12 protein-coding genes are annotated in these 12,815 nt (G+C 41.8%); 11 read left to right on the top strand and 1 reads right to left on the bottom strand.

Annotated elements, in window-relative coordinates:
• The first annotated feature begins 9 nt into the window (after window positions 1-9).
• The 6 genes from FTU34_RS00105 to FTU34_RS00130 all read left to right on the top strand — a co-directional run bounded on the left by FTU34_RS00105 (window position 10) and on the right by FTU34_RS00130 (window position 6,350).
• Window positions 10-834, top strand: a complete 825-nt coding sequence (locus FTU34_RS00105) for an undecaprenyl-diphosphate phosphatase (RefSeq protein ID WP_078191179.1) — start codon at window positions 10-12, stop codon at window positions 832-834.
• Window positions 828-1,646 carry a class I SAM-dependent methyltransferase gene (locus FTU34_RS00110; RefSeq protein ID WP_218950024.1) on the top strand — a complete coding sequence of 273 codons (819 nt, stop codon included), beginning with the start codon at window positions 828-830 and terminating at the stop codon, window positions 1,644-1,646. The genes FTU34_RS00105 and FTU34_RS00110 overlap by 7 nt, the downstream gene beginning before the upstream one ends.
• Window positions 1,647-1,771: 125 nt before the next feature.
• The gene (locus tag FTU34_RS00115) at window positions 1,772-3,163 is read left to right on the top strand and encodes a C13 family peptidase (protein ID WP_180021433.1); all 1,392 of its coding nucleotides are present in this window, start codon (window positions 1,772-1,774) and stop codon (window positions 3,161-3,163) included.
• A 28-nt stretch (window positions 3,164-3,191) separates the two neighbouring features.
• Window positions 3,192-4,037, top strand: a complete 846-nt coding sequence (gene fghA, locus FTU34_RS00120; protein ID WP_180034581.1) for an S-formylglutathione hydrolase — start codon at window positions 3,192-3,194, stop codon at window positions 4,035-4,037.
• Between the two features lie 130 nt (window positions 4,038-4,167).
• A complete protein-coding gene (locus FTU34_RS00125; RefSeq protein ID WP_180034580.1) occupies window positions 4,168-5,274 on the top strand; it encodes a YjgN family protein in 1,107 nt (368 codons plus the stop codon).
• A gap of 14 nt (window positions 5,275-5,288) precedes the next feature.
• Window positions 5,289-6,350, top strand: a complete 1,062-nt coding sequence (locus FTU34_RS00130) for a M48 family metallopeptidase (RefSeq protein ID WP_180034579.1) — start codon at window positions 5,289-5,291, stop codon at window positions 6,348-6,350.
• Between the two features lie 31 nt (window positions 6,351-6,381).
• Here FTU34_RS00130 and FTU34_RS00135 read toward each other — a convergent pair whose 3' ends face one another.
• Entirely contained in the window at window positions 6,382-6,678 is a 297-nt protein-coding gene (locus FTU34_RS00135) for a DUF2218 domain-containing protein (RefSeq protein WP_180034578.1), read from the bottom strand.
• A gap of 606 nt (window positions 6,679-7,284) precedes the next feature.
• Here FTU34_RS00135 and rpe point away from each other — a divergent pair.
• The 5 genes from rpe (at window position 7,285) to FTU34_RS00160 (ending at window position 12,762) form a co-directional block, all read left to right on the top strand.
• Complete coding sequence (rpe, locus tag FTU34_RS00140) at window positions 7,285-7,971, top strand: ribulose-phosphate 3-epimerase (RefSeq protein WP_078192356.1); 687 nt, start codon at window positions 7,285-7,287, stop codon at window positions 7,969-7,971.
• Window positions 7,972-8,586: 615 nt separating this feature from the next.
• Entirely contained in the window at window positions 8,587-9,102 is a 516-nt protein-coding gene (locus tag FTU34_RS00145) for a hypothetical protein (protein ID WP_180034577.1), read from the top strand.
• Window positions 9,103-9,148: 46 nt separating this feature from the next.
• Entirely contained in the window at window positions 9,149-11,131 is a 1,983-nt protein-coding gene (locus FTU34_RS00150) for a multicopper oxidase domain-containing protein (protein ID WP_180034576.1), read from the top strand.
• On the top strand, window positions 11,118-12,146 hold the full coding sequence (locus FTU34_RS00155) for a copper resistance protein B (RefSeq protein ID WP_180034575.1): 1,029 nt from the start codon (window positions 11,118-11,120) through the stop codon (window positions 12,144-12,146). The genes FTU34_RS00150 and FTU34_RS00155 overlap by 14 nt, the downstream gene beginning before the upstream one ends.
• A 298-nt stretch (window positions 12,147-12,444) precedes the next feature.
• Complete coding sequence (locus tag FTU34_RS00160) at window positions 12,445-12,762, top strand: multidrug efflux SMR transporter (RefSeq protein ID WP_180034574.1); 318 nt, start codon at window positions 12,445-12,447, stop codon at window positions 12,760-12,762.
• Window positions 12,763-12,815: the final 53 nt, after the last annotated feature.

The following is a 12,815-nucleotide window of genomic DNA, read 5'->3' on the forward strand; positions in this document are numbered from 1 at the left end:
GGGTTATATATGGATCTTCTACTGCTGCTCAAAGCGGCAATCATGGGTATTGTTGAAGGTATTACCGAATTTTTACCGATTTCAAGTACAGGGCATTTAATTCTGGCTTCAGAATTAATGAACTTTTGGACCAAAGAAAAAAGTGATGTTTTCGTGATCGCAATTCAAATGGGTGCGATTGCGGCGGTGATTTATGAATACTGGGGCCGCCTGTGGGGCGCAGCAACCGGTATGGTGACGGGTGAAGAAAAAGGTCGCCGTTTAGGTTTTGGCTTAATTCTCGCTTCGATTCCAATCGTGTTGATTGGTTTGACGTTTGGTCAGACGGTGAAAGAACTGCTGTTCAATAACATTGCGATTGCTATGGGGTTGATTATCGGTGGTTTGATCATTATTTGGATCGAAAAAAATCCACCGCAGGTGCGTGCCAAAGAAGTAGAAGATTTAACCATTAAAGATGCGATTTGGATTGGTTTAATTCAAGTTTTATCTTTAATTCCAGGGACTTCACGTTCAGGTGCGACCATTATTGGTGCTATGTTCTTAGGGGTTTCTCGTAAAGCGGCCACTGAGTTTTCATTCTTTTTGGGTATTCCGGTTATTGTCGGTGCAGGTTTACTGGATTTATATCAAAGCTATGATGTATTTCAAGGCACTCAAGATTGGACTGTGATCGCCGTTGGTTTAATCGTTTCATTTGTCTCTGCATTGATTTTAATTCGTGCGCTTGTCGCTTACGTGGCAAAACGTGATTTCATGATTTTTGCGTGGTATCGAATTGTTTCGGGATTATTGATTTTATTGTTCGCATTTACAGGCTGGAAATTATGGTAAGCGAAATCCGCTTATACACAGAACAAGAATTTCATGAGAAAGCACAGCAGTATTCTGCTGTGCTTTCTTCACGTGGTGTATCTGTAAATATTGAATTGATTGAAAAATTAAACGCGCGTTTTTTACGTTTAAACCCTGAACTCAGTTTGTGTGTCGATGCAGATGGTTTGTGGTTGGCGGCCAATGGCATGAAGATGCAACCCGATTGGAAAGCAGAAGTGGGACGTTTAAAGCGAGCATCCTTAAAGTCTGAGATGATTGCACGTGCGTGTAATTTGGCTGAAAAACCACAGCTTGTAGATGCAACCGCAGGGCTAGGGCATGATAGTTTATTGATGGCCCATTTGGGTGCGCATGTGACTCTTGTGGAACGTCATCCAATTTTATTTACCCTATTGGAAGACTCACATCAACGTGCGCAGCAAGATGCGTTTTTAAGTTCGGTTGTGGCTCGAATTGAATTGGTCTTTTCAGATTCGGCAGATTATTTGAAACATTTATCGACGATCAATCAAATCTTTGATGTGGTTTATCTCGATCCGATGTTTCCACAGCGAGATCAAAACCAGCAAGCCGTCAAAAAGCAAGCTCAGGTCAAAAAACAAATGCAATTACTGCATTTGCTGTTACCTGAAGATGGTGAGATGGATTTAGGTGATAATTTACTGGATTTAGCACAAAAAATTGCTAAACGTGTCGTGGTTAAACGTCCACGATTGGCGGTTTTTTTAGCGAATCAAGAGCCGCAACACCAGTGGCAAGGTGATGCTTGTCGCTTTGATGCATATTTCCAACATGATCTTGTGACTTAAAATGATATTTGCTTCAATATTGTTCAAAGATTTGTTATATAGTTAAAAAATAGCATTGCTAAAAACGACATCAGGCATAAAATTATTTGTGCAATTAAGCGAGCCAAGGCCACCATCAGAACTCTATGATTGATTTCAAACCCTCCATCAATTTTTGGCATGATTTTAAAAGCAACCAAACTGCGGGGATGTGGTTATTTTTTGGGTCTCGTCGTTCTTTACAAATCGTTCGTCCATCGATTTTACAATTGGTGTTTTGGGGGATTTTAGGTGGTTGTGCCAACAGTTTATTTAGTTGGCTGAGCACGGGGCGTATTGGTGAATTTAACGCTCAAGGTCTTATAAGTTATGCATTGTGGCCATTTATTGCTTTAATTGTGGGGATTTTCCTATCACAACGTGTAAATAATCCACGGTTAATGTTGGTCCCTGCATTGCTTTGGTTGGTGCTTGATACGCACATCATGTTGTTTCAATGTTTGATTCAATATTTGGGAGATCTCGATTTTCTCCCATACTTTCTGTATGACTACATTCCAACGTTATTCATTATTCTATTTGTTTGGCAAAGTCTGGCTGTCGTTTGGGTGTTTTCACGTGAGCTGAAATGGCCATGGTGGGAGCGTGCACTGATTATGGGTGCGACGCTATTTACTTTGGTCGTGTGGCAAGTCTCAGTCAAAGATCAGCCGATTTGGAAAGTTGAAGAAGTTCCTCCAAGCTTTGCTGAAGATGCATTTTATGCACAAAGCCGTTTGCTCAATAAATCTTTAGACGCAGTGGAATATGGTGAATTTGCCCAATCCCATTGGTACTTCTTAGGGGTGGCAGGTGCGAGTTATCAAGATGTCTTTAAACTGGAAATTGAACGGATTAAAGAACAGTTTGATACACGTTTTGGCACCTATGGGCGTTCGGTTGAGCTGATCAATAACCCTGCAACGCGCACTGAAATTCCGCTGGCATCTAAAACCAGTATGGAGTTGGCACTGCGTCGTATTGGTCAGCAGATGAACCGAGAAAGTGATGTCTTATTTTTATATATGACCTCCCATGGTTTACCGAATGTCTTTGAAATGGAAAATGCACCTTTGGATTTGGCGCAAGTCGATCCTAAATGGTTAAAAGAAGCCTTGGATGCATCCGGAATTCGTTGGCGTGTAATTGTGATTTCTTCATGTTATTCAGGCAGTTTTATTCCAGCACTGCAAAATGATAATACTTTAATCATTACTGCATCGGCAGCTGATCGACAGTCTTTTGGCTGTTCGAATGAAGCTGAATACACCTATTTTGGTCGTGCTTTCTTTGATCAGGCGATGCGTGAGCAGACCAGTATTCAAGCGGCATTTAATGAAACCAAAGCGACTGTAGCGAAATGGGAAGCAGCGCAAGGTTTCGAACCTTCTGAACCACAGTGGTCGATGGGGAAAAACATGGCATTAATGTTGCCTCAATTAGAACAACGATTGTTCCCGCCGACGACTACTGCACCGGCTACGACGGTTACGCCTTAAAAGATCAAAAAAGTTTAGGATAAAGATCATGGAATTAGTACAACGAAATACCTGTTTTGCGGGTGAGCAGCGCATTTATCAATTGGATTCTTCAAGTTTAAAAACCACGACAAAGTTTGGTATTTTTCTGCCGGAAGCAGCCTTGCAAGGCCAAGCGTGTCCTGCATTGTTTTATTTGGCGGGATTAACATGTACCGAAGAAACCTTTGCTACTAAAGCGCATGCACAGCGTTTAGCTGCGCAGCTCGGCCTGATTTTAATCAGTCCTGATACTTCTCCACGTGGGGGACAGGTAGCGCAAGGCGATCATTGGGATATTGGGCAGGGCGCAGGCTTTTATATTAATGCAACGGAACAACCGTGGGCCGAGCATTATCAAATGGAACGTTTTCTTACTGAAGAATTGTATTCGCTGGTACAGACTGAATTTCCGGTACAAAAAGGTGCGATTGGCATATTCGGACATAGTATGGGCGGTCATGGTGCATTAACTTTAGCATTGAAGCATCCTGACCTGTTTAAATCGGTTTCTGCTTTTGCACCGATTTGTGCGCCGAGTCAGTGTCCATGGGGTGAAAAAGCTTTTAGCCAATATTTAGGTTCAGACCGTCAGCAGTGGCTTCAGCATGATGCAACAGCTTTAGTGCAATCCAAAGGGGCTTTGTTTAAAGCCATTTTGATTGACCAAGGCATTGATGATCAATTTTATAGCCAGTTAAATCCGGCGTTGTTTCAGCAAGCGTGTGAGCAAGTTGGGCAGCCACTCGAACTGCGTGAACATGCAGGCTATGATCATGGTTATTATTTTATTCAAAGTTTTATGGATGATCATTTGCAATTTCACGCTGTCCAATTGCAAACAGTAGTTCATTAATCTAAAAGCCAGTAGTTAAAAATATTGAGGCATAGCTTGCTTTGATATACGTATAAATAAAGCATGGTGATGAGCATTGCCATGCACATGAATAAATTCGACATACCAAAAAAAATAATTTAGGGTACTTATGCAAAATTCACAAATGGAAACGCCGCTTCCGCCAGAGCTGCCCGTGATGAATCCACCGAGTCTATTTGGTGAGACAGAACAGGCTGATGTTTTGGGAAGAAATTATCATTTTAGGTTTAAAGGTAATGCGTCTGAATATTTCGGTATTTGGATCGTGAATATCTTACTGACGATTGTCACGCTTGGACTTTATGCGCCTTGGGCAAAGGTCCGCCGTTTACGGTATTTTTACGGTAATACTTGGGTGTTTCAGCGTCGTTTTGACTTTACCGGTTTGCCTACAAAAATTTTAGTTGGACGAATCATTGCGTTAGTGGTCTATGGTGGTTTCTCTTTTGCTATAAAGTATTCTTGGGAAGCTTTCTTAGCGGGCTTTGTCCTGATCTTCTTTGCGATTCCTTGGCTTATTCGATCTACGATTCGTTTCCGCGCCCGTAACAGTAAGTTTAGTAATAGCCGATTCTTTTTTTCAGGGACGAATAAAAGCGCGTATTGGTGCTTTGTCAAATGTCTTGCGGTGGTTGTCTTTACCCTCGGTTTGTTTACACCTGTTGCGGTTTGGCTATATAAACGTGAATGTCTGAATCATTTGTATCTTGGTCAGTTGAAATTTAATCTGAATAATACGTGGGGCGATTATATGCGCGCCATGTATGTGCCTTTATTTCTGTTTATGGGCTTTAGTGCATTGCTGGCAGTAATCTTTGCGATACTGTTTGGTAGCTCAGATGGTTTAAATGACGCATCTTATGTCTTCATTATTTTTGGTATGTATTTGATTGGCTACATGTTTATTTGGCCACTCACCGCTGCACGTATTTTTATTACCACTTGGAATAACACCACGTTGAGTCGCAGTCAGTTTCATACGGACTGTAATCAATGGCGCTATGCATGGATTGTCTTGAGCAATTGGTTGGCTAAAGTGATTAGCCTCGGTTTACTGACACCATGGGCAGTTGTACGACTATATAAATATCAGACTGAATCTTTGCACTTAATGTTGGTCGATGATCCAGACCAATTACAAAATCAAATGCAGCAAGATCACAATGCGATTGCTGAAGAATTATCCGATATTTTTGACCTAGATATTTCCTTATAACGTAGGTGAATTACATGAAAACATCAGTAGTGAATGCAACCTATTATGATGGGAAAGTGTCAAAACCCTTTGTTGCTCAAATTAGCGCAGATGGGGAACATGCTGTGATTGTGCGTTATGGTCAAGACCTAGAACAAACGCAGCATTACACCTATCAAGATATGACGCTGATCGGTGCTTTAGGGGATATTCAGCCAGTGATCGAGTTAAAGGACGATGCTCGTTTAGAGTTTAATCAGCCTTTGCCAGAGTGGTTTAATCTCGGCGTAAAGTCGCGTTGGCATTCGATTTGGAAGTTAGAGCGTTCACCCTCCTTAATCATTTTTAGTGTGATTTTCGTGGTGGCGTTTGCTTTTGTATTGATTAAATGGGGCATACCTGCGGCGTCGCATGTGGTGGCTAATCAACTTCCTGAGACAGCTTTAAAGAGTTGGGGGGATCAGGCGGAAAAATATATTATCGATATGACTGAACCCACAAAATTGCCACAAGCACGGCAAGACAAACTGAAACAAGAATATCAACAATTGGTGGCTGAAAATCGACCTGCGAAGTTGTTATTCCGTGGTGGTGGTAGCATCGGTGCAAATGCATTGGCGATACCCAATAACACCATTATCGTGACAGATGAGTTGGTTAAATTAGCGAAAAATGATTATGAGCTCATAAGTGTGCTTGCCCACGAGCAGGGGCATTTAGTTCAACGCCATAGTTTGCAGCAAAGTTTGTCAGGTTTAGGCATCAGTATTATTTTGTTGATGATTACAGGGGATGGCTCAGATATTCTCACCAGTTTACCGGTTGCTGCGGTAGGTGCAAGTTACTCACGAGACTTTGAATCTGAAGCAGATTTATACGCCCTAAAACAACTTTCAAAACATCAAATTCCAACGGCACATTTTGCAAACTTCTTACAACGTATGGAAGATGAAGCTGACGGTGAAATAGCAAAAGAGAAAGGTGCAAAGGATGAAACTGCCAAAGATCAGAGATCTTGGACAGATTTCTTTGAGTCACATCCACCGACGAAAGCCCGTATTGATGCAGTTAGAAATTATCAATCACATCAGCATTGAGTGAAAGGCTTTGACAATATGGCGACGTAGACTACGGTTCGCGTTGCCATGTTGCACTGAGTTCTTCTTGTCCCATACGGATCAAATGATCTAAAACCACATGTTCCAATTGATCTAGATTTGCACTTGGATCTTGGGCTGAAATTACTACATCTAAAAAAGCAGCTTGTGGTAAAAGATTGACCTCTGCAGAGGGTAGTTGAATCTTGAATGCAGTATTTTCTCCAATGAGCTGTTCATTGACTTCAAATTTATGTTTCCAATGATTGACTAAGCGTTTAGCAACACGTGCTGCTTGGGCGGTGGTGATTTGTGTTGAACTTTTCATAAATGCAATTTTATTATTAAGCCGTCAGTCCTTTAACTTAGCAAAGTACATAGATGCTCGTTAAGTCTAAATATGCAACGCTGTGTTTCTATCCCTGAGATCTTTATCCATATTAATCACTGATGTTACGCAAGCAAAAAATAATTTTGCATTTTTTAAAATGATATTTAAGTCAATTCGACGGAGTCTTACATCTAGGACTTAAATAAAGGGATTAGCCTTCGGCTGGAGGTACTCTTACGAAACGATGTTTCTCATTAGGCAAAATGAGAAGCGAAGCTTCGCAAGGAAACCATCCTGCAGAGCAATGCTCCTCACCGCAAAACTCGCTCTCTAGCGTCTATTTATTTAGAGTATTGCAAAAAAAAAATTTGATGAGAAGTCGTGCTATCTCAAACAATTGCGGATGACGTTACCGCGTATCTTTCTTTTATTTGAACCAATTACGCTTCTGATATTACTGCGTAACATCAGTTCATCCTAGGTTTTTTTATTATAGAGATCTCAATCATTGGCATCGAAAAAACGACTAAGGGCATGGGCAGCGAATAGGGGGACAATTTGCTATAATGCGTCAATCACTCCCTTTTCAAAGCTAGGTTTTTCATGTCCAAGCCATTCTTAATCGCACCTTCAATTTTGTCAGCAGACTTTGCGCGCTTAGGTGAAGAAGTTGAAAATGTTCTAGAAGCCGGTGCAGATGTTGTTCATTTCGATGTCATGGATAATCATTATGTACCGAACTTAACTTTTGGTGCGGGCGTTTGTAAGGCATTGAAAAAATACGGCATTAAGGCGCCAATTGATGTGCATCTAATGGTTTCACCGGTAGACCGTATGATTGGTGATTTCTTGGAAGCTGGCGCAGATATCATCACTTTCCACCCAGAAGCGACTGACCACATTGACCGCTCTTTACAGTTAATCAAATCTGGTGGTGCGCAAGCGGGCTTGGTGTTTAACCCTGCGACACCTCTGCATTATTTAGACTACGTTTTAGATAAAGTTGACCAAGTCTTGTTGATGAGTGTGAACCCAGGTTTTGGTGGTCAAAAGTTCATTCCAATGACCTTGGAAAAGCTGCGTCAAGCACGAAAAATTATTGATGCTTCAGGTCGTGATATTCGCTTAGAAGTGGATGGTGGTGTTACTCCAGCCAATATTCGTGACATTGCTGAAGCCGGTGCAGACATGTTTGTTGCAGGTTCAGCGATTTTTGGTAAGCCTGATTATAAAGCTGTGATTGATGACATGCGTTCAGAGTTGGCAAAAGTGCATGCTCAAGAGGCTTAAGCCTTTGGGTATAAGTTACTCCTTGCTTGTGGATAACTATATGGATAACCGTATGGATATCTGTGTAGATAACTATATGGATAACTTGGGTAAATTATAAACGATTGTGCATCAATGGTTTAATAATTAGACGTATTAAGTATAAAAAGGACTCAATTGAGTCCTTTTTTTATGGGAAAAAGTGTTTGAAATACTGTATGTTTATTAATCTATGGTAAATAATTAATCAGTTTAAAAAATAACTTTTATGTTTTAACTGGACGATATGCACTGTTTTTTATGACAGCGCAATAAATTTAAAACTGTTGTGAATAACTGCACAATTAATTATGCTGTAAGTAACCGTTGAGATAAGCAGCAACTGGCAAAAACACATCATCGATCGTAGTAGCTAGTGATATTAGTTGCTCCTGAATGTATCGTTCATGCTGAATAAATCAGTCGAGCTGCATGTCATGTTGATACGAATGTCATGTAATTGCATTTGAATCGTAAATAACATCATCATGGTGTTTCATGCGGATTTCGGCTGAGCCCATCGCGTGATGTTTCTAAAGATGTATTAATAGGCACATGTTGTCACAGTGCATCATTGGGTTGAATTAGGATACTAAATTGTACAATTTTTTGCGTAAGCATCTTGGCTTTGCTTGGCTCATGGCGTTTGTCATGGGGTGGAGCAGTGTGGTCAGTGCTCAGCAAAATTTTCAACATCAACAAATGATGACTGCGAATGCCCATCAGGCATCAGTTCATGCAGCACATACTGATCCTTCACATTCAAATATAGCAAATTGCCATCAAAATCAGCGGCAAGCTGTTCCAGAGCATGCAGCACATCATGGCAAGCAGACGACACCTGAAGTCATTTCAATGATGGACTGTCATCAATCTTTAGATTCGCCATCTGCACTGCAAGATGGTCAGGTGCATCATTCAACAACACAAAGTACAGACTGTCAGGACTGTACACTCGCACATTGCCAAATCAGTACCTCTTATGTCGATAGCGCCTTGGTCGCATTGCAGACCTTCCATGTGCATCACTATGCAGAACCCCCTCGTTTCATTTTTGCTGGACAGCATTTAAAAGGCTTTTGGCAAGAAATTCTAAGACCCCCGCAAGCTTAACCTGAGTTTTAAATACGTTTTTTCGTTATTTTATAAAGGTTAAGTCATGTCTAATTTATCTAAATCATGCCTCGTGCTCGGGGTGTGTCTGCTGTCTCCAACGTGGGCGTTTGCAGCCATTAAAGAATATCATCTGAATATTGATGAAAAGACCATCAATTTGACTGGTAAAGCGGTCAAGAAAATCAGCGTCAATGGTCAGTTTCCAGCACCATTACTGGAGTTTGAAGAAGGCGATGATGCGGTCATCCATGTGCATAATCAGCTCAAAAAACAAAATACCTCAGTGCATTGGCATGGTCTATTGCTGCCCGGCTTAATGGATGGTGTACCCGGCTTTAATGGTTTCAATGAAATTCAGCCCGACGGTAGCTTTACTTACAAATTTAAAGTCCGTCAAAGCGGAACCTATTGGTATCACGCGCATTCCAAAGGTCAAGAACAAGACGGATTGTATGGCGCTTTGGTAATTTATCCGAAAGGTAAACAATCACTTGCCGCACATGAACAGACACAACGTGATTATGTGGTCATGCTGTCGGATTTTCATGAATCATCTAGCGCTCAGATTATGGCAAATCTGAAAAAGTCTGCCGAATACTATCAAAATCAGCGTGAAACAGTTTCAGATGTATGGACGCAAATTCAACGAACGGGTTTAAAAAACACTTGGCAAGATCGTTCGATGTGGAATCAGATGCGTATGCTGAAAACGGATTTGTCTGATGTAACGGGTTATACGTTTTTAGTGAATGGCAAAACACCACAGCAGAACTGGACAGGGATGTTTAAGCCCAATGAAAGAGTCAGACTTCGTTTTGTAAATGCTGCGGCCATGTCGTTTTTTGATGTGCGTATTCCTCAGCTCAAAATGACGGTGGTCAGTGCAGACGGTCAAGCGGTCAAGCCGGTCGCTGTGGATGAATTTCGCATTGGTGCTGCAGAAACCTATGATGTGATCGTAGAGCCTAAATCTGCGCATTATCAGATTGAAGCTGAGTCGATTGATCGGACTGGATTTGCGATTGGCACTTTACATGATGAAACGCAGCCTCAGCACTCAGGTATTCGTATACCAAAAGCACGGCCACGCGCTTTGCTGACCATGGAAGATATGGGGCATGGTTCAATGTCAGGTATGGACCATAGCAACATGGGACATACTGCTACAGGTTCAACCCAAATTGCAGCAAGCCAACAAGCGAATGCTCATGAGCACAGCGCGCATACTGTCAATCCATCAAATATTCAGCCGAAACAAGTTCATGATCATGCAGCTATGGGACATGACAAGGACCATTCTCCAGTGACTGCACATACTACTATGCAGCATCCAGATATGCATAAACAGAACATGTCTGATTCAGCGCATGCCAATATGGATCATAGTGTGATGGATCATTCATCTATGAACCACACCTCAATAGATTCATCCATGAAACATGATATGCATACAGCGATGGAACATGCACAGTCTAAAGAGGAGAAGCAGGCAGTTGAAAATTCAGCAACGGTTATGGGTTGGGCCAATGCTTCAACACCTGTTGGTGATAAGGCACTGCAATATAGTGATTTAAAAGCGTTAACCCCGCAGCCTGATACACGTGAACCGACGCAAGATTTGGTCATTCATTTGGGGGGAACGATGGAACGCTATATGTGGACCATGAATGGCAAAAAATTTAGCGAAGCTGAACCACTAAAGGTGAAATATGGTGAGCGAATCCGACTGAAATTCGTCAATGACAGCATGATGGCGCATCCGATGCATTTACATGGCATGTTCATGCAATTGGAAAATGGGCAAGTGTCTTCTGAAATGCCAAATAAACATACGGTGATTGTGCCGCCGGGGAAAACTGTCACGGCTCTGTTAACGGCCAATGAATTAGGGGAATGGGCGATTCATTGTCACTTGCTGTATCACATGTCCGCAGGGATGATGAATAAACTTGTGGTCGCAAATGTCGCAGAGAATACGAAAACGGCATCTGTGCCGCAAAAGGAGTTGTCTCATGCGCATCATTAAACCATGCACGTATACGGTACTGAGTTTAGCTTTGGCATCGGTCACTCAAATGACCATGGCGCAAGATGCACATCACAGCACGCCGATGTCAGCTCAACATGAGTCGCATTCCTCACATGATTCGTCGCATCAAGAGATGCAAACAGCGATTAAATCGAGCCAGATGGAGCATACTACAGAACATACAGAACATACAGAACATACAGAACATACAGAACATACAGAACATACAGAACATACAGAACATACAGAACATACAGAACATGCAGAACATGCAGAACATGCAGAACATGCAGAACATGCAAATGCATCATCTATTGCGTCACGTGCTGCTTCTGCGCAGCACCCTGTTGATCATAAGCGTGAACATGGTGGACAGATTTATCAAGCGACTGAGATAGACAATCGATGGCTCAATAATGCCGATGGCCGTGGAAGTTTAAAGACCGAAATTGAGAGTCGAATCGGGACCGATGAAAATAAGATCTTCATCAAATTACATGCGGATAAAGCAGAATCTCAAGATGCATATTATGCGGCTCAATTGATGTATAGCCGTATGATCTCCGACTTTTGGGATGCGCAAATTGGTGCGCGTTATCGGGTCGATGAACATCAAGTGACGGACAAAGAACAGTTAGATGCTGTGGTGGGTTTGCATGGTCTGGCACCGTATTTCTTTGAAACCGATGCTTATTTATATCTTGGTGCAGATAAACAGGTCAGTTTTTCTTTAGAAACCGAACGTGATTTGCTGCTGACCCAAAAATTGATTTTAAAACCATATTTGAACCTAGATGTGGTGCTGAGTGATGACTCTGCTTATGCACAAAAAACAGGACTCAGTTCTGTATGGCTAGGGCTAGAAACACGCTATGAAATCAATAAAAAGCTGATGCCCTTTATCGATGTTGCTTACAGCTACGAAAAAGGAAATCAGCATACGGCATGGCAAGCTGAAACTGGAAGTGAAAAACACTGGTGGTATGGCGCAGGCCTTCGTCTGAAGTTCTAATTGGCGAATAGACCAAATAAAGAGGGCATCATCAACAGGTTTTGTGATGCCTTTTTATCTCTGAATCTATCCTTTGAACAGACATGCCATGTTTTGGCGCAATTCATCTGCACAAGTTTTTTCCTTAACGGAATAACGCCCAAGATTTGGTCAGAAAATGTAAAGACTGCACTAAAATTCAGCATATTTGCTATACTGAGAAAATATTCGGAGGAACGACCTCCCTTACATCTTTGTTCAAAGCCAGTAAGAAAAATCGTCAGGACGACCTGACTCTACTAATATGGAGGAAGGCATCATGGCCTGGGTTGTTCTGGTATTCGCTGGTATTTTTGAAATCGTTTGGGCCTATTCGATGAAGCTCTCAGAAGGCTTTACAAAACTTGGCCCAAGTTTAGTCACTTTATTTTTTATGATCCTGAGCTTTGGTTTATTGGCCTATGCCATGAAAACGTTGCCTCTAGGAACGGCTTATACCATTTGGACAGGAATCGGCGCGATTGGCTCTTTCCTCGTGGGTATTTTTATACTCGGTGAGCATGCAACTGCCATGCGGATGTTAGCCGCAGTACTGATCATTTCTGGTCTAATCTTGATGAAATTATCTTCAAGTTAATATGTTCTAAAGCACAGCGGTCATTGACCCCTGTGCTTTTTTATGGGTAAAAA

It is taken from the genome of Acinetobacter sp. YH12094, from assembly GCF_013419295.1.
In the GTDB taxonomy this organism is placed as follows: domain Bacteria; phylum Pseudomonadota; class Gammaproteobacteria; order Pseudomonadales; family Moraxellaceae; genus Acinetobacter; species Acinetobacter amyesii.

Coding starts and splice junctions, on each gene's coding strand:
- FTU34_RS00105 (WP_078191179.1), top strand. CDS start 10: ATGGATCTTCTACTGCTGCTCAAAGCGGCAATCATGGGTATTGTTGAA.
- FTU34_RS00155 (WP_180034575.1), top strand. CDS start 11,118: ATGCGCATCATTAAACCATGCACGTATACGGTACTGAGTTTAGCTTTG.
- FTU34_RS00110 (WP_218950024.1), top strand. CDS start 828: ATGGTAAGCGAAATCCGCTTATACACAGAACAAGAATTTCATGAGAAA.
- fghA (WP_180034581.1), top strand. CDS start 3,192: ATGGAATTAGTACAACGAAATACCTGTTTTGCGGGTGAGCAGCGCATT.
- rpe (WP_078192356.1), top strand. CDS start 7,285: ATGTCCAAGCCATTCTTAATCGCACCTTCAATTTTGTCAGCAGACTTT.
- FTU34_RS00115 (WP_180021433.1), top strand. CDS start 1,772: ATGATTGATTTCAAACCCTCCATCAATTTTTGGCATGATTTTAAAAGC.
- FTU34_RS00150 (WP_180034576.1), top strand. CDS start 9,149: ATGTCTAATTTATCTAAATCATGCCTCGTGCTCGGGGTGTGTCTGCTG.
- FTU34_RS00130 (WP_180034579.1), top strand. CDS start 5,289: ATGAAAACATCAGTAGTGAATGCAACCTATTATGATGGGAAAGTGTCA.
- FTU34_RS00135 (WP_180034578.1), bottom strand. CDS start 6,678: ATGAAAAGTTCAACACAAATCACCACCGCCCAAGCAGCACGTGTTGCT.
- FTU34_RS00125 (WP_180034580.1), top strand. CDS start 4,168: ATGCAAAATTCACAAATGGAAACGCCGCTTCCGCCAGAGCTGCCCGTG.
- FTU34_RS00160 (WP_180034574.1), top strand. CDS start 12,445: ATGGCCTGGGTTGTTCTGGTATTCGCTGGTATTTTTGAAATCGTTTGG.